Origin of the sequence: Desulfogranum marinum, assembly GCF_016918565.1 — a bacterium.
Classification (GTDB): Bacteria; Desulfobacterota; Desulfobulbia; order Desulfobulbales; family Desulfobulbaceae; genus Desulfogranum; species Desulfogranum marinum.
The window spans coordinates 100,744-117,574 of record NZ_JAFFQD010000002.1; the positions used below are offsets into that span (position 1 = coordinate 100,744).

Annotated in this window: 15 protein-coding genes; 11 read left to right on the forward strand and 4 right to left on the reverse strand. The window is 48.1% G+C overall.

Features of this window, described 5'->3' with window-relative positions:
• Positions 1 to 2: 2 nt before the first annotated feature.
• The 4 genes from JWH17_RS02345 (at position 3) to JWH17_RS02360 (ending at position 4,024) form a co-directional block, all read left to right on the forward strand.
• Positions 3 to 2,165: a RelA/SpoT family protein gene (locus JWH17_RS02345; protein WP_205220947.1), complete on the forward strand. Its 2,163-nt coding sequence runs from the start codon at positions 3 to 5 to the stop codon at positions 2,163 to 2,165.
• An 18-nt stretch (positions 2,166 to 2,183) separates the two neighbouring features.
• Entirely contained in the window at positions 2,184 to 2,636 is a 453-nt protein-coding gene (locus JWH17_RS02350) for a Smr/MutS family protein (RefSeq protein ID WP_205220948.1), read from the forward strand.
• 77 nt (positions 2,637 to 2,713) lie between these two features.
• Positions 2,714 to 3,406 carry a ribonuclease PH gene (gene rph, locus JWH17_RS02355; RefSeq protein ID WP_205220949.1) on the forward strand — a complete coding sequence of 231 codons (693 nt, stop codon included), beginning with the start codon at positions 2,714 to 2,716 and terminating at the stop codon, positions 3,404 to 3,406.
• Between the two features lie 60 nt (positions 3,407 to 3,466).
• Complete coding sequence (locus JWH17_RS02360; protein WP_205220950.1) at positions 3,467 to 4,024, forward strand: DUF2062 domain-containing protein; 558 nt, start codon at positions 3,467 to 3,469, stop codon at positions 4,022 to 4,024.
• A gap of 33 nt (positions 4,025 to 4,057) precedes the next feature.
• On the opposite strand, the gene yfcD is transcribed toward JWH17_RS02360, so the two are convergent.
• Positions 4,058 to 4,597 carry an NUDIX hydrolase YfcD gene (gene yfcD, locus JWH17_RS02365; protein ID WP_332468353.1) on the reverse strand — a complete coding sequence of 180 codons (540 nt, stop codon included), beginning with the start codon at positions 4,595 to 4,597 and terminating at the stop codon, positions 4,058 to 4,060.
• On the reverse strand, positions 4,578 to 6,806 hold the full coding sequence (gene rlmKL, locus JWH17_RS02370) for a bifunctional 23S rRNA (guanine(2069)-N(7))-methyltransferase RlmK/23S rRNA (guanine(2445)-N(2))-methyltransferase RlmL (RefSeq protein WP_205220951.1): 2,229 nt from the start codon (positions 6,804 to 6,806) through the stop codon (positions 4,578 to 4,580). Before rlmKL ends, yfcD begins: the two co-directional genes overlap by 20 nt.
• 620 nt (positions 6,807 to 7,426) lie before the next feature.
• On the opposite strand from rlmKL, the gene JWH17_RS02375 reads away from it, so the two are divergent.
• The 6 genes from JWH17_RS02375 (at position 7,427) to JWH17_RS02400 (ending at position 14,188) form a co-directional block, all read left to right on the forward strand.
• Positions 7,427 to 7,810 carry a permease gene (locus JWH17_RS02375; RefSeq protein WP_232370838.1) on the forward strand — a complete coding sequence of 128 codons (384 nt, stop codon included), beginning with the start codon at positions 7,427 to 7,429 and terminating at the stop codon, positions 7,808 to 7,810.
• A complete protein-coding gene (locus tag JWH17_RS02380) occupies positions 7,807 to 8,325 on the forward strand; it encodes a permease (RefSeq protein ID WP_205220953.1) in 519 nt (172 codons plus the stop codon). The genes JWH17_RS02375 and JWH17_RS02380 overlap by 4 nt, the downstream gene beginning before the upstream one ends.
• Positions 8,326 to 8,363: 38 nt before the next feature.
• Positions 8,364 to 9,212, forward strand: a complete 849-nt coding sequence (locus JWH17_RS02385; RefSeq protein WP_205220954.1) for an aldo/keto reductase family protein — start codon at positions 8,364 to 8,366, stop codon at positions 9,210 to 9,212.
• 444 nt (positions 9,213 to 9,656) lie between these two features.
• On the forward strand, positions 9,657 to 11,189 hold the full coding sequence (amaB, locus tag JWH17_RS02390; protein WP_205220955.1) for an L-piperidine-6-carboxylate dehydrogenase: 1,533 nt from the start codon (positions 9,657 to 9,659) through the stop codon (positions 11,187 to 11,189).
• A gap of 92 nt (positions 11,190 to 11,281) precedes the next feature.
• The gene (gene lat, locus JWH17_RS02395; RefSeq protein WP_205220956.1) at positions 11,282 to 12,601 is read left to right on the forward strand and encodes an L-lysine 6-transaminase; all 1,320 of its coding nucleotides are present in this window, start codon (positions 11,282 to 11,284) and stop codon (positions 12,599 to 12,601) included.
• 231 nt (positions 12,602 to 12,832) lie between these two features.
• A complete protein-coding gene (locus JWH17_RS02400; RefSeq protein ID WP_205220957.1) occupies positions 12,833 to 14,188 on the forward strand; it encodes a hypothetical protein in 1,356 nt (451 codons plus the stop codon).
• Positions 14,189 to 14,211: 23 nt separating this feature from the next.
• Here JWH17_RS02400 and rsgA read toward each other — a convergent pair whose 3' ends face one another.
• Positions 14,212 to 15,324: a ribosome small subunit-dependent GTPase A gene (gene rsgA / locus JWH17_RS02405; RefSeq protein WP_205220958.1), complete on the reverse strand. Its 1,113-nt coding sequence runs from the start codon at positions 15,322 to 15,324 to the stop codon at positions 14,212 to 14,214.
• Between the two features lie 329 nt (positions 15,325 to 15,653).
• On the reverse strand, positions 15,654 to 15,860 hold the full coding sequence (locus tag JWH17_RS02410; protein ID WP_205220959.1) for a hypothetical protein: 207 nt from the start codon (positions 15,858 to 15,860) through the stop codon (positions 15,654 to 15,656).
• Between the two features lie 324 nt (positions 15,861 to 16,184).
• On the opposite strand from JWH17_RS02410, the gene JWH17_RS02415 reads away from it, so the two are divergent.
• On the forward strand, positions 16,185 to 16,811 hold the full coding sequence (locus JWH17_RS02415; RefSeq protein ID WP_205220960.1) for a LysE family translocator: 627 nt from the start codon (positions 16,185 to 16,187) through the stop codon (positions 16,809 to 16,811).
• Positions 16,812 to 16,831: the final 20 nt, after the last annotated feature.

Below are 16,831 nucleotides of genomic sequence, written 5' to 3' on the forward strand. Positions count from 1 at the left end.
GCATGACCAATATCAATAACCTACTTTCACTCACTGCCGGTTATCTGCACGATGTAGACCTGACTCCGCTGAAAAACGCCTATGCGTTTATCTGCGAACGGCATGGGGACCAGAAACATGCCTCTGGAGAGCCCTACATACAGCACCTGGTTGAAGTCGCATCCAGCCTGGCAGCGATGAAATTGGACCTTGATACGGTCGTTGCCGGATTGCTCCATGGGACCTTAAAGGAAGAAGTCGCTACTCTGGCGGAATTGGAAAAAAAGTTTGGTCAAGATGTCGCACATATAGTTGATGGCGCTACCAGAATTACCCACGTACGGTATAATTCAAAACTTGCCCATCAGGCGGAGAATATCCGTAAGCTGCTGCTGGCCATAGGGGCAGATATACGGGTACTGCTGGTTAAACTTGCAGATCGTCTGCAGGACATGCTGATCATGGATTCCGTAGACGAGGAAATACGTCGTCACAAGGCCCGTGAGACCATGGATCTGTATGCGCCTCTTGCCAGTCGTCTCGGGATTGAATGGCTGAAGCGCGAGCTGGAAGACCTGGCTTTCAAATATCTTTTTCCTGCCGAGTATGAAGACCTTACCAGGCATCTGGAAAGTACTTTTGAAGAGCGACAAGCCTATGTAACAGAGGTTATCAATATCCTCTACGACAAGCTGAAGCATAATCGGGTATATCCTGTCCGGATTATTGGACGTCCCAAGCACATTTATTCTATTTATAAAAAGCTTGTTGTGCAGAAAATACCACTGGAGAGGGTGTACGACAAGGTTGCCTTCCGTATCATTGTCCGCACAGTGAAGGAGTGCTATGAAACACTCGGTACCGTGCATGGTGAATGGACGCCGGTCCCCGGCCGGATTAAAGATTTTGTCAGCGCACCAAAATCCAATAATTACCAATCATTGCACACAACCGTAGCTGGTCCCCATGGGCATTTTATCGAGATCCAGATTCGTACCGAAGAGATGGATAAGGTCGCCCAGGAAGGTGTTGCTGCCCATTGGGCTTATAAAGAAGGGCAAAAGATTTCAGGTAGCGATGCTCGGCTTTTCCAGGATCTGAAAAAGTTGGTGCAAACGCTGCAAGATGTTGAGGATCCAGGCGAATTTATGGAATCCGTTCGCGGGGAACTGTTTGAGCCTGATGTCTATGCATTGACACCCACCGGAGAGGTGCGCGAGCTCCCTCGTGGCTCTACCCCCATTGATTTTGCCTATGCAATCCACACCGCAGTGGGAGATACCTGTGTTGGTGCGAAAGTAAACGGGCAGATGGTCCAGCTGAAACAGGAACTGCAAAGTGGTGATATCGTAGAGATATTAACCAAGAAAGAGCAACATCCAAAGCGCGCCTGGCTACAGATTGTTAAAACATCACGGGCAAAAACAAGAATACGACAGTGGCTACGACGTGAAGAGCGAGAACGTTCTCTCAAGCTTGGTCGTGAAATTTGTGAAAAAGAACTCAGGAAATATAATATTTCCATCCGTGGATTGGTTAAAGGTGGTCATCTGCGTCTGCTTTTAAAAGATCTGCGTTGTATCTCCCTTGATGACCTGATGATCAAGGTCGGCTCAGGCGGCATTACCATACCCCAGTTGGTACGATCCCTTCAACCAGAGGAGTTTCGAGAGGCTGAAGAGAAGCGCAGAGAAGCGGAAATGCTTGAGCGTACCCGTCGGGCAGAGGAAAACAGAGCACAGACACCCGCAAAGGAATCGATCGATATTGATGGTGTAGATGACATGCTGGTTAAAATCAGCCAGTGTTGTCGTCCTATTCCTGGTGATAATATTATGGGCTTTATAACCACAGGTTCCGGCATTTCTATTCATCGCGCAGATTGCCCCAATCTTCGTGCCACTGATCCCTCCCGTTGGATAGATGTGAGTTGGTCAGGAGCGTTAAAAACCACGCATCGCACGGAACTTTTCATCAAAGCGGAAAACAGGAAAAGTATTCTCGCTGAGGTGAGTGGTACTATTAGTTCTGATGATGCTGATATTGTTGAATTGACCGCCCGGACAAATGTAGAAAATATTGCTGAGATCAAGGTAGTCATTGAGATTGTAGATCTCAAGCAGTTGCAGATATTACAACAGCATCTACAACAAATGCCTGAAGTGATCGAGGTTCGCAGGGTTTGATAACCGGCCTTTTTGAGTATGGCTTTTACAGTAATCTGCGAAGTTTGCGGCAACTCTATTAAACCGACGGATAGTATCTGTCTTTTTTGTCAAACTCCCTGCGTTGTTTTGACAAAACAAACCGGCGGGGTGCTGCATCGCATTATTAATTTGGAAAAGGGAATGCCGCTTGTTGAGCAGGCACTTGAACGGCTGCGCAACGAGCTTTTTTTCAGCGGGCGACAAGGGATAAAGGTTATTACCTTGATCCATGGATATGGCTCTTCCGGCAAGGGTGGCGGCATTCGGCGTGAGGTTCGTCAGTATCTCAGATACCTTCAACATCAGCACCAGATTAATGATATGATTCCAGGGGAAGATTTTTCCCGCAACTCCGGCCGTGGCCGCCAGTTGCTCCGCCGCTTTCCCTTTCTTGCCGACCATCGCGATCTCAATCGAGCTAACCCGGGGGTAACTCTGGTCATCTTGTAGCATTACCGGGTATCCGAAAGGATGTTCCATCCTGTAAAAATTCCAGAATACAATATGCATGTAGTGGAGGTAGCTTTATGCAAGAGCGTCCTATAGACAGTTTACGGACTTTTTCCGTGGAGTACGATGTACAGCCCCAAGCCGAGGGGTCTGTGTTGATGCGAATGGGGAACACCCATGTATTATGTGCCGTATCTGTCGAAGCCAAGGTACCTTCTTTTCTTGCTGGGAAAGGGCAGGGGTGGATAACTGCAGAATATGGCATGCTTCCGCGCGCTACCCATACTCGAGGTCGACGTGAGGCTGTTTCCGGTCGATCAGGAAGGACCTATGAAATCCAGCGCCTTATCGGTCGATCTTTGCGGATGATGGTTGATCTCAATGAGTTGGGTGAATATACCTATAGGGTAGATTGCGATGTAATCAATGCTGACGGAGGCACTCGTTGCGCATCTATTACCGGTGGAGCACTGGCACTTCGTCAAGCCATTGAAAGCATGGTTGCCCAGGGGAAAATAGCTACCTTGCCGGAGATCCTTCCGGTAGCTGCGATAAGCGTGGGGGTTATTGGCGGTGAAGTGGTACTCGATCTAGACTATGCTCTGGACTCCAGCGCCGATGTTGACGCCAACTTTGTGATGTGTGGCGATGGTCGCTGGATAGAGATCCAGTCTACTGCTGAAGGGCAGCCCTTTGCACCGGAATTATTTCCACAAATGGCTGCATTTGCGACCAAGGGTGTCTACGAATTGCTGACACTCTGGAAATAAAAAAGGAGTCTGACTGGGGTGGACCCCTCAGCTTTCAGAGGTTGGGAAGGAAAAAAGTGAATGAAGACAAGTAACGGCGGCCGCGAGCCGGGAGTACCCAGGAAGAACCTGCTTTTTAAGCTTAGGCCGGTTCTGCGCTGGATAATCAAACTTCGTGGTTCCACAACAGCCATTGCCGGCGGTTTTGGTCTGGGCACCTTTATCGCCTTTACGCCGACCATCGGGGTGCAGGTCGTACTGGCATTGTTTGTGGCAACCTTAATCAATGTGAATCGTGTTACTGCCGTCGTTCCGGTCTGGATAACCAACCCGGTGACCATGGCACCGCTATATACCTTTAATTATTGGCTCGGTTGCCTCTTCCTGGAGGGACCGCCTGTTAAGGAAGTTTCCAGTAAGCTGATTGAAATTACCAAGAAGTTGGCAAGTTTTGATATCTTCGAGATCCATGCCCAGGTTATGACATTCATGCATTTGGGCAAGGACATTATAGCTCCCTTGATTCTTGGCAGCATCCTGGCTGGAGCGGTGAGTGGTGCTGTGGTCTATTTTTTGAGTTTTAAGCTGCTGGAAATATTAAAACGCAGAAAGGGATGGAGGAAAAGGAAACAGGGATAAAAACATACTGAACACAGCTCCGTATGCTTCAGCTCACCTGTTGCTCATTTTTTTAGGATTGCCTAATGCCGGAATACGTTTCAGGAGCGGCATGCTGTCCGGTGTAAATGGTTCTCGCTCGTGGAGAGACTCTATATCACTGAGCGGGATGAAGTGACCATGTTCAATTTCCTCTTTTTGGAGGACAAACGGGCCGTTGTGGGTACAGGAGAATACCCGTCCCCAAACTCGATTGGAACTGTCCTCAAAATACTGGTCAAACAAATGCTGGAAGGGACCGGCAGTCACCCCCAGCTCTTCTGCTAGTTCTCTGGCTGCCGCATCCTCGTAACTTTCTTCGGCCAGCACAATCCCTCCAGCGGCAAGATCCCAGTAGCCGGGATAAATATCCTTGGTCATAGTCCTTTTTTGAATAAACAGGCAGCCCGCCTCATTAAAGACAAGAATATAAGCTGCTCGGTGAATAAGTCGCTGCCGGCGCATCTCTCCGCGGGTGGCGCTTGTTAGCGGAACATCGTTTCTGTCAACAATCTGGATGCGTTCCTGCGAAGGATTATAATCCTGATTCGACACTGTCGTTTTCTTCCTCCTGGTGATGAGTAAATGTCCAGCACCTATGGATTGGCGACTTACGCGAAAAATCAAACGGCAGGGTCTGCTCGGTTATGTCCTTGACCTCAAAATCCTGAGACAGTGTTTCTGCGAGCTTGAATTTTTTGGAATTGGTTGAAAAAAACAGCACCCCTGTGTGCGATAGTCGCTGCATGGCAAGTTGCAGCAGTTCTTCATGGTCGGTCTGGATATCAAAGGTCTGTTGACGGTGCCGGGCATTGGAGAAGGTCGGCGGATCAACAAAGATGACGCCGTACCGGCTTCTTTCCGTTTTTAACCACTGCATACAATCTGCTTCTATTGTCTGGTGGAGGATGGACCCATACCCATTAAGGGATAGATTTGCCCTGGCCCGGTTGAGATAGATCTCCGAAAGATCAACCGTGGTAGTTGCGGATGCTCCCCCGTGGGCGGCAAAGACCGTTGCCGATCCGGTATAGCCGAAGAGGTTGAGAAAACTCTTGCCCTGCGCTTGTTCGGCGATCAGGCTGCGGGTGATACGATGGTCAAGAAAGAGCCCGGTGTCCAGGTAGTCAGTAAAGTTGACAAGAAAACGGCAACCACCTTCTCTTACTTCATAAAGCGGTGCGGCTTTGTTGCTTTTTTTCTGTTGATGATCCTTTTTCTGGTACTGTTCTTTTCCTTTTTGTTTTTTCCTGGTCTTTATGAAGATGCGACTGCGAGGTACGTCCAGTACCTCACGGATGGTCTGCATGGCCAAAGTGAACCTTTCAGCCGCCTTTTCCGGATCAACCGATGGTGGAGCCGCATATTCCTGTACATGGACCCATTCTTCGTAGATATCAATGGCGACGTTATATTCAGGGATATCACGGTCATAAAGACGAAAGCAGCTAATCTTCTCTTTTTCCGCCCACGGGACAATGGTTTGGAAATTTTTGCGAAGGCGGTTTGCAAAGTCTAGTGCCTGACAATCTTCCGCCGGTTCTGCCGGGTGCCACTCCAACTGGGGGCGTTCGGGAAACGGTTCATGATCACCAACCAAAAGTTGACACCTGATAGGGCCATTATACAATTTATGGCGCTGTTGCCATTGGATGGTTGTCATTTCGGCCAGGTCGGGATTACCGGTGAAAAAGGCTATCTGCCATCCCTTGAATTCGTTGCGGAAGCGTCTGCCGAAAAAACGGTAAAGGTATTTGACAGCCAGTTTATCAGAGAGTCGGTCACCATACGGAGGATTGGTGATCATGCATCCCCTTGGACCCGGGCAATGGAGGTGGGCAGCCTGACGGTGGCGAATGGTAATAAACTCGCGCATTCCGGCCGCGATAACATTTTGCCGTGCCGCGGCAATGATCCGTGGATCTGCATCGTAACCGATAATCTGCGGCAGTTTGCGAAGGGCGCCCTCATCTTCCTGCTCCAGAGCCTCGTTGACCAATAGCTCCCAGAGGCGGCGATCATGCTTGAGCCAGGACATAAACCCAAAGCGTTTGCGCAGGAGTCCTGGAGCTGTATTACTGAGCATCAGTGCCGCTTCAATCAGCAAAGTCCCGCTACCGCACATGGGATCAAGCAAGTAGCTGTCTTCATCGAGTTGCTCGACAAACCCGGAAAGGTGTACAAGTGCTGCAGCCAGTGTTTCTTTAAGCGGTGCCTCGCCGCCGGTTGTTCGGTAGCCGCGACGATGAAGACTGTCTCCAGAGAGATCGAGAGACAGTGTTGCATGGACGCCGTTTACATGGAGGTTAAAGCGTACCTGTGGTTGATAGGCGTCAATGGTTGGCCGCTTGCCGAAACGTTTTCGAAATTGATCAACTATGGCATCCTTGACCCTGAGTGAGGCGTACTGGCTGTGGGTAATTTTTGCATCCACCAGAGTCGTAAACACGGCAAAGGTAGTGTTTTGGTCAAAATGTTCGTCCCAGAGGACTTTGCCCACACGTTCGTAAAGGATGTCGGTGTCCGGTGCATCGAACTTGGCGATCTGGAGGAGAATGCGCGAGGCAAATCTGGACCAGAGGCAGGCACGGTAAGCAGACTGCAAAGAGCCGGACCACGAAACCGCTCCGGGAGTAATCGTTACCTCATTACCACCAAAGGAAATGATTTCTTCTTGAACAAGAGACTCAATACCTGCCCCGCAGGTAGCAACGAACTGCATGGGGGCTTTTTGGGATTTTCTTTTTTTTCGTACAATAGCCATAGAATTGTGGAGGAGCTTTAACAGATGACAGTGAATTAAGGATACCTACCCGATATGTGCTGGAATGAGTGATCTGTAGGTGTCCTGTAATGAATATATATGAGATGTAAAGAGGGATTCTGAAGTATTTTTGATGTAGAGAAACACCTTAAAGGATTTAACCGATCATCACAATCGAAAAGGTGACTATCTCAAGCCCGGCAGCGGTTGGGAGCACTATTTTTCCAGGTTATAAATGTCGGTTATTGGTGCTCATGAGGCCGGATATTGCTCTGATGGGGGCTACATACGTTCTGGAGCGTGTCTCAAAGGAGCCATATCCGTGTAGGTGAACGTATCGATAATATAGCTTCTGCAGGCTTTTGATCGGCTTTTTCTGGGTTGATATTGTCTGTAGAAAAGAAAGTGATAGCAGTTAGTTAGCGTCGAGGATATAGTGTCGGTTATGGGTATGAGTTGTATGAGAGCTGCTTCGGGAGACATGTGAGTCTGTTCTCTTGGTAGCCATAACATTATTGAAAGCGCGGGATGGCGCATAATTGCTTGGTATGGAAAAAGGTCAAAAAAAAGGGAATTCTCCTCCTCAGTCTTTTTTAGAGGCATTGAAAAGAAGCGGTCTTATGTTTTTATCCATCACACCTATATTGCTGGGGGTGATCGGCCTTGTCGGGCTTATGCAAACCTATGTTACTCCACAGATGCTGACAGCTTTTTTTTCCGGTAACCCAATGTTCGATACCCTGATCGGCACCCTTGCCGGTTCTGCTGCTTCCGGGAATGCGATGATGAGCTATATCATCGGTGGTGAGCTGCTGGGAAAAGGGATTTCACTCTATGCGGTAACTGCCTTTATTCTTTCCTGGGTCACCCTCGGCTTTGTTCATTTGCCAGCTGAGGCAGAGATACTTGGGGTGCGTTTTACCTGGTATCGTAATGTACTGGCCTTTTTGGGTACAGTCCTCATTGCCTTGGCCACCGCCTTGACTATGGGGGTGCTTGCATGAAAGAGCAAACGCAGCCTTTTACGTTGCGCGGGAAATATTTTTTTCTTGCCGTTGTATGTGTATACCTCATTATGTTTGTTTGGGACTTCTCTTCTGCACGAGTCGCATTATACAACGGGTTGCATTCATTGGTCAAAATAGTACCAATTTTTGTAGTTGTTATCGTCTGTACTGCAGCAATAAATGCCGCATTGCGACCTCGGCAGATCGTAAAACATCTTGGTAGAGAGAGTGGGTATAAAGGATGGTGTCTTGCGCTCCTTGCAGGTGTAATAAGCCACGGACCTATGTATGCCTGGTATCCCATGATAGAAGAATTACGCCGTCATGGAATGCGTGACCGGCTGATTGTGACTTTTTTTTATAGCAGGGCCATTAAATTACCGTTGCTGCCCCTCATGGTTGATTATTTTGGTTTACTTTTTACATGTATACTATCCTTCTACATTTTGATTGGGGCACTGTTGCAGGGAGCTTGTTTTTCTGTATTGGCAGGGAATGCTTCCCGGGAGTGAGCAAAAAATAATTTTTTAGAGTTTTCAGGAGGGACGTAATGGCATCTCAGCAAGGAGAGAATACCGCTTCCAGAGCGATAATGCCCCCAATTATTTACGGCACAGCCTGGAAAAAGGAACAGACTGCAGACTTGGTAGAGCAGGCTGTACGTTCAGGGTTCAGGGGGATTGATACCGCATGTCAGCCAAAGCACTATAATGAAAAGCTTGTCGGGGTTGCTCTGGACAGGGTGCGAGAAAGAGGAATTGAGCGTGAAGCATTGTTTTTACAAACTAAATTTACTCCCCTGGCAGGACATGATCCGCACAACATTCCTTATGATAAAAATGCTTCACTGGAACAACAGATTGCGCAGTCTTTTGCCGTCTCGTTAGATAACCTGCAAACTCAATATATCGATGCGTTACTTTTACATTCACCTTTTGGACCATATTCTGCATTGATGAACGGCTGGAGGGCGATGGAGGCAATCCAGCAATCCGGTGGAGCCCGTCAGCTCGGTATCTGTAACTGCTATGACCTCACCCTGCTCAAGGCATTGTATGCCGATGCAGTGGTGAAACCTACGATTGTTCAAAATCGATTTTACCGGGAAACAGGATTTGATGCCGCTCTTCGTCGCTGGTGTGATGAAAAGGGGATTGTTTACCAGGGGTTTTGGATTTTGACGGCCAACCCCCATATCCTTGCAAATACAATGATTCAGACCATGGCAAGGAAATATGGGAAAACAGAGCCTCAGCTTTTATTTCGCTATCTCAACCAGCTCAATGTTGTACCGCTTACCGGTACCTGTTCTGTTGAGCACATGGAACAAGATCTCAATATTTTTGATTTTACACTGACTGATGAAGAACTGGAGCTTGTCCGTTACCTGCTTACGTAAGTTGTTTTTAGCAGATCGTATCCGGCCGTTTTTTGCGTAGCTGCTGCGAATCTGATAAAAAGACAGCCGAGCAGAAGTAATCTGCCACGCCTTCATAGAGTGACGTGCTCAAGTACATAAGCCACATTCTGCTCGCTGGGCTTTGCACAGCCTTGACTCACCAGGATTAATGATCCGTATCCTGGTGGGCCTCTTCCCCATTAGAGCATTTACGATTCGTAACGACAATTATTCTCAGACTTTTTTTTACCTGCCGAGGTTGCGTAAGCCTCCTTACTTAGTGTTGACTGACCGGGGTAAAATGCACACTGTTTAATTGTTAAAGCTTCTGTTGTAGAGTACGGCAGCATGCACAATTTTTTTCTCATGAACCACTGCAACGATCTTTTCCATCATGTCGGAAATCCGCATTATATGGCAGAGCAAAGATGTAGAGGAGTGACCATGGATTTCATGAAAGAACTGGGCATAAAAAAAAGAAACAATGGGATTGCGAGCGGAGCCAAGTGGATTACTCCGGCTAATGATGATTGGCTTGAGGTACATTCACCCATTGACGGAAAAAAATTAGGTGCTGTTAACCGAGCAGGAAAAAAAGAATATGAAAAAATTATTGCTCGGGCCCAAGAGGGCTTTGCCATGTGGCGCCAAATGCCTGCGCCGCAACGAGGCGAAATTGTTCGCCAAATAGCGCTTGAATTACGTATGCACAAGCAGGCTTTGGGACACCTTGTCTCCTGTGAAATGGGAAAATCCCTGGAGGAAGGTTACGGCGAGGTGCAGGAGATGATTGATATCTGTGATTTTGCGGTGGGGCAGTCCCGGATGCTTTATGGTTTTTCCATGCATTCGGAAAGACCGGAGCATAGGCTGTATGACCAGTATCATCCCCTGGGGCTTATGGGAGTGCTGACAGCGTTTAATTTTCCTGTGGCTGTCTGGTCGTGGAACGCTATGATTGCAGCAGTCTGTGGCAATGTCTGTATCTGGAAACCTTCTTCACAGGTTCCCCTGACCGCCATTGCCGTGCAGCATATCATTAGCAGGGTCCTGCAAAAAAATGATTTGCCGGAAGGTATCTTTTCACTGCTTATCGGCAGTGGAAGAACCATCGGGGAAAAAATGCTTGCCGACCCCCGCTTACATCTCATTTCGTTTACAGGTTCTGTTGCCACCGGCCGCCACGCTGCCGGTGTTGTGGCAGGCAGGCTCGGTAAATCTATTCTTGAACTTGGCGGCAACAATGCAATCGTGATTACTCCAGAGGCAGACCTTGAGCTGGCCGTTCCCGCAGTGGTATTTGGAGCTGTAGGCACTGCTGGGCAGCGCTGTACCACCACCCGGCGACTTATTATTCACCATTCCTTGTATAAGCAGGTGAAAAAAGCATTGGTCAAGGCCTACGGCAGCCTGCGGATCGGTAATCCGCTTGATTCCACTAATCACGTTGGTCCTTTGGTAAACCGGAAAGCAGTGAGTGATTTTAACCTGGCTATCGAGACCATCAGGGAACAGGGAGGTAAAATTCTCTTCGGAGGCAAGGTGCTCACCGGTAATGGGTACACCTCTGGTTGCTATGTTATGCCAACCCTGGTCGAGGCAACAGCAGACCTGCCTATTATGCAGGAAGAAACCTTTGCCCCCATATTGTATCTGATAAAATATAAAGGTGATGTTAACCAGGCCATAGCCTTGCAAAATGGAGTCAGGCAGGGACTTTCGTCGGCTATTTTTACCAATAACCTGCGCGAGGCAGAGACTTTTCTTTCCGTTGCCGGATCTGACTGCGGCCTTGCCAATGTTAACATTGGTACTTCCGGTGCCGAAATCGGCGGCGCCTTTGGTGGTGAAAAAGAGACCGGAGGTGGACGTGAATCAGGATCTGATGCCTGGAAGGCCTATATGCGCCGCCAGACTGTTACCGTGAATTACGGGAAAACCATGCCCCTGGCTCAGGGTATTAATTTTCAACTTTGAATGCGAGCGTATCTGTAAGCACAGTGTAAGGACTTTATTATGGGTTAAAAGAAAAGAAGGAAAACGATTCTGGCTATTTGAGGAGGAAACAGATGGTGCAACCCCATGAAGTGAAAACTGTACTTGCTAAGCACATATTGGCAGACGGGCTTGAGTTGGTCATGGATTTGGAAAATTCCAGTGGTTCCTATCTGGTTGACAAACTCAGCGGTGATCGTTTCCTTGATTTCTTTTCCATGTATGCATCCATGGCCGTCGGATACAATCATCCCCGACTGTTGGCGGTTAAGGATCAACTGGCACAACTGGTTATCCAGAAGCCTTCCTGTTCTGATGTCTACACTGAAACCTTTGCCGAATTTGTGGCTACCTTTTCCAAGCTGGCCATGCCTGCAGCTCTCCCCCATGTGTTTTTTATCGAAGGCGGTGCCCCGGCAGTTGAAAATGCACTGAAAACAGCCTTTGACTGGAAAGTGCGTAAGAATTTTGTAAAGGGAGCCAAGGTCCAGAAAGGGAGCAAAATTATCCATTTTCAGCAGGCCTTTCATGGGAGGTCCGGATACACTCTTTCCTTGACCAATACCTTTGATACACGGAAAACAAAATTTTTCCCTTCTCTGCAGTGGCCGCGTATCATCAATCCAAAAATAACTTTTCCCATCAATCAAGAAAGCCTTGAGCAGGTAGCTGAACTCGAAGGAGTGGCGGTCCAGCAGATTAACGACGTGATTGCGGCTGAAGGAGACGATATTGCCGGGCTTATTATTGAACCGATCCAGGGGGAAGGGGGGGATAATCATTTTCGACCACAATTTTTGCAGCAGCTTCGGCAGATTTGTGACCAGCATGATATTCTCTACATCATGGATGAAGTGCAGAGTGGTGTAGGATTAACCGGTAAGTTTTGGGCGCACGAGCATTTTAACGTGAGACCGGACATCCTGTGCTTTGGCAAAAAAACACAGGTTTGCGGCATTCTGGCCTCACGCCGTATTGATGAGGTGGATAACAATGTCTTTCAGGAATCCAGCCGAATTAATTCCACCTTTGGCGGCAACCTGATTGATATGGCAAGATGCGCTCATCTTCTCCGTATTATCGAAGAAGAAAACCTGGTGGACAACAGTCGCCGCCAGGGGGAACTGCTTCTCAGCGAGTTGGAAAAGCTTGGCCGGGATTTCCCGCATATGGTAACCGGTGCTCGGGGGAGGGGACTGATGTGCGCTTTTGACCTGCCTGAAGAGCAGACAAGAAACCGGTTGTTGAGCGAGCTGTTCAAGCAAAGAGTGCTTCTGTTGGGCGCCGGGGAAAAAACCGTCCGCTTTCGGCCCCATTTAATTGTCAACAGCAATGAAATTCAACAGGTAATAGGCATCATCCGCAACATACTGAGTAAAATACAATATCATTAATCCATCAGTTTCAGGAATTGCTGAATAATAACCTGCACCCAGTAATGATGGACTCGTAAAAAATCCATCACTCACTAAAGATGGCTAAGTACAAACGTTTGATATACAAGGCGCAGTGTTTTGCTCGAGGCTTTGACTATACATATGGTATGTCAAAGCCTCGGGTAAAACCTGTAACACCGTAGATCGGACTTTTTACGACAACATCAATAATAAAAGTCGAGGGTAACCATGGGCGAACAGCAACAGTTTGATTGGCAACGGCGACCGGAAGTCGAATCTTTTCTTCTTCAGTTGCTTGCTGATTTTCGGGGAAATAATCGAGATCTTGAGCAGCTGGAAGCAAAGTTAAAGGCTGTGACCAGTACCCGTCTTTTTGACTGGATCGATCATTTTGTAGTTGAGGATTCTCTCCATATCCGTACCAAACTGAGCGAAATGGGGTTTGTTAGGGAAGAGAGTGAACCTGTATCCAGTTATGTGTACCCTGGTGTCATGTTGCCGGCAGTGGTTTTTTCTGCCAACAAGTTTAGCCATCATCCTGGGGTGGCTCTGCGGGTGGAGAATATTGCAGACTTTATTCAGTTTAACGGATTCAACGGAACTATCGAGGGGGCTCCATTGGCTCCTTTTCGGCAGTGCTGCGTGTCGCTGGACAATGGTGCCGCTCTGTATGCGGTAGAGAGAAGGGGAACCAGGGCAATGCAGACGGTGTCGCTTGCAGATGGCTTTCAGCAGCAATACCAGACCGGGCTTGAACAGTGGCAGCTTATCCCTCGTGGCCTGGTCGATGAAGAGCAGGCTTTTTCAGCAATTTTCGCCACCGTAGACAGCCTTGTGCGCAGTTTCGGCCCGGATCTAGCCGCCCACATTGTTTGCGAAGGGGAGCGTCGTTACTGGCTTTCCAGAAATTATGCGGCTCGCATCCAGAAGATGCGGCAGGACATCCTTGGTATGGGATGGGCAAACAACGATCACCATACCTTTCGCAGCTCACGACAATATTTTACCCGGCTGGTTGACCTGTTCATTCGGTTGGGCTTTACCAAAAGGGAGCGTTTTTACGCAGGCAAAGAAGCCGGGTGGGGTGCCCAGGTGATGGAAAACAGTACCGCTGGTTTGTCCCTTTTTTTGGATGTTGATCTAGCCCCCGAAGAGGTCAGTGTTGATTTTTCCACCCAGCCGCTGGAAGAACGGGACCAGCTGGGAACCGTTGGTTTGTGGTGCGCGCTGCATGGTGATTCGATCCTTAAGGCGGGAATGCATCACCTTGCCGTGGACTGTCTCTTTGGCGACCTTGTTCAGGATGTGGAGCAATATGGAGTAGCGTTTATGGCGCCCTTTAGTGACTTTGAGTACCTGAAACAGGCCTTTAGTAAAGGCGAGATCTGGGAGGTCGATCCTTTACGAGTACAAAATCTCCTGGAGCAAAAAAGAATTACCCAAGAAAAAGCAGAGCAGTTTTTACACAAAGGAGTGCTCGGCAGTCACCTGGAAAATATCCAACGTCGGGATGGGTATAAAGGGTTTAATAAAAAAAATGTCAATGTGATCATTAAAGAGACTGATCCGCGAGTGTATAACTGATTCGAGCTCTTGGTCTTGCAATGTTATCCCTTCTTTTTTCCTTTTTTCATCGCTTTTATTTTCAGGGATACCCCTTTCCAGGTTTCTTTTTCTATCTGAGGGGCGGATTTCTGCTCTTTGTTTGCGAAAAAAGCGAGTTCACGCTGCATTTTAAGATAACTGTCCAACCGTTCCCTGGGGATTTGCCCGGAGGCGACACCATCCAAAACCTGACAGCCAGGTTCATGGGTGTGACTGCAGTCTGCAAACCGGCATGATCGAGTGAGAAATTCGATTTCCGGAAAGGTTGTATCAAGGGCGCCGTGATCGTCGCTGAAAGTTATTTCCCGCATGCCTGGATTGTCAATCACCATGCCGCCTGAAGGGAGTGTGATTAAATCTCGAGTGGTGGTGGTATGCCTGCCTTTGCCGACTCTTTTGCTGACAGCTCCCGTAGCTTGCAGATCTGCGCCGTAAAGCCTGTTTATCAGCGTAGATTTCCCTGCACCTGAGGAACCGATCAGGGTAACTGTCTGACCAGGGGCAAGGTATCCATCAAGGGCAGATAGCCCGTTCTCCTCATGGGCTGATATCAAGTGTACCGGTACACCAAAGGCTATGGCCTCTACTTCATCTGCCCTTTGTTGAGGATGCTGCTCAAGGTCGGCTTTGGTGAGCACGATTGCCGGGGTGAGGCCGCAGTTATAGACCAGGGTCAGGTAACGTTCAAGCCGTCGCAGGTTAAAATCACGATCCAGCCCGCAGACAATAAAGACGGTATCAATATTTGCCGCCATTATTTGTTCTTTTACCTGGCCTGTTTTCTGCTTGTGTTTGCTGCCGGCGGCACCTCTTACCAGTATATTTCTTCTTTCCAGAACGCTGGTAATGATCTCGTCTTTAACCACTACCCAGTCACCTACTACCGGCTGAATTCCCTCTGGAGTGTACTCCAGAGTCGCTGCTGGAGCTACACTGAAAGGGGTGGTTCCCTGGTTGACCAGAAAGCTGTTCTTACACCCCCCAATGACCCTTGCTGGTGTGCAGGGAGAGGGGAGTTCTTCCAGTGCTGTCTGAAAATGGCTGGTCCACCCCATCCGGATAAGATGTTCGGGGAAGGTCTGTAGAGGATGATTAAACGTAGCCTGTTCATCCATTGTGTTGTTCCATGTGTTGGTGTCGTAGAGTTAACGGATCGTATTCAGTAGTAAAAAATGAGGTTTTTGCTGAAGCAGGAGACAATAAAAAGAAAGGATTAGAATGAATATCCCTTGCATTCAATCCTGGGGGCGCTTTTCCAGATGGCTAATTTTGATCAATCAGTTACAGTTTTTAGATATGATAAATCAAAGAGTTATCAAGCCCGCGCGTAGTTCTATTGGCGTAAATGTAAAACTCAGTGATGAGGAGAGATACTGGCTAACTATCTATATATGTGTTGCATCTCCTTGTCAAGCTGTAACTATTGCTTGGTCGCAAGACAACGCTATTCTTCTTCAAGCAGGGCGATTTCCATATCTATCATTTCCCGTGCTCTTTCTACTGCCCGTCGCTGGTTTTCACCACCCATGGCGACATGCTGGGTGTAGCCCGAAGGACTGGTGATATCAAAGCTGAAGTTGGCGCACATGTTTTTCTCCGCCTTTACTGAAATAACCCAGCCTTGATATATATCTGTTATCGGATTGTTCATTTTTCTCTCTTCTCCGCCATAGCTTTGGTTTCCTAAAAGAGGCTTTTTTGTGTGTTTTCTGTTGTGGTCTTAGTGGTGTAAGTGTTGGTTATAAGAACTGGTCTGTGGTAGATTTGCAGCTTAACCATAGAAAATATGAGCATTTCCATAAAGGATTTTCGTACCATAGACGCATAGAAACGAATCTTGGGGAAGAGTCATCACCTTTTAGGGATAAGGGGTACATAATAGAGTGGCTGCGTCCCTCTTTCAGGGGTGTAACTGAACAATTTGCAGCAGCATCTCTACTCTTTCATTGGAAATCAGTCTAAAATGAGGAAATAAATGTTACCGATCGAAACCCAGATGACTTTTCTTATGGCCTCCATACTGCTTGCCTTGGCTCCCGGCCCGGATAATATTTTTGTCCTGACCCAGTCCGCCCTTCACGGAAGACTTGCCGGGATTGTTGTCATGCTCGGCCTTTGCACCGGACTTATTGTCCACAGTAGTGCCGTTGCTTTTGGCGTGGCCGTTATTTTTCAGACCTCTGTACTGGCGTTTACCATCCTTAAATTTGTTGGAGCAGCCTATCTTGTCTATTTGGCATGGGGGGCTTTTCGTGCGCCTGCTACTGCAATCCGGAACAGCCAAAACGGCCACATAAAGTATGGGAAACTCTACCGTCGTGGCATCATAATGAACATCACCAACCCCAAGGTGTCCATTTTCTTTTTAGCATTTTTACCACAATTTGCTGATCCGCAGCGAGGGGCGATAACCATCCAGATGCTGTTCCTGGGTGGTTTGTTTATCATTGCCACCATCGTTATTTTTGGAGCTATTGCTCTACTGGCAGGCACTCTTGGCAGGTGGTTGAAACAATCGTCTCGCATCCAGCTTATCCTTAACAGGGTCGCTGGTACGGTTTTTCTCGGCTTAGCCCTTAAACTGGCCACAACGGAGCGCTAGTAAACAAGACGCTGAACGTT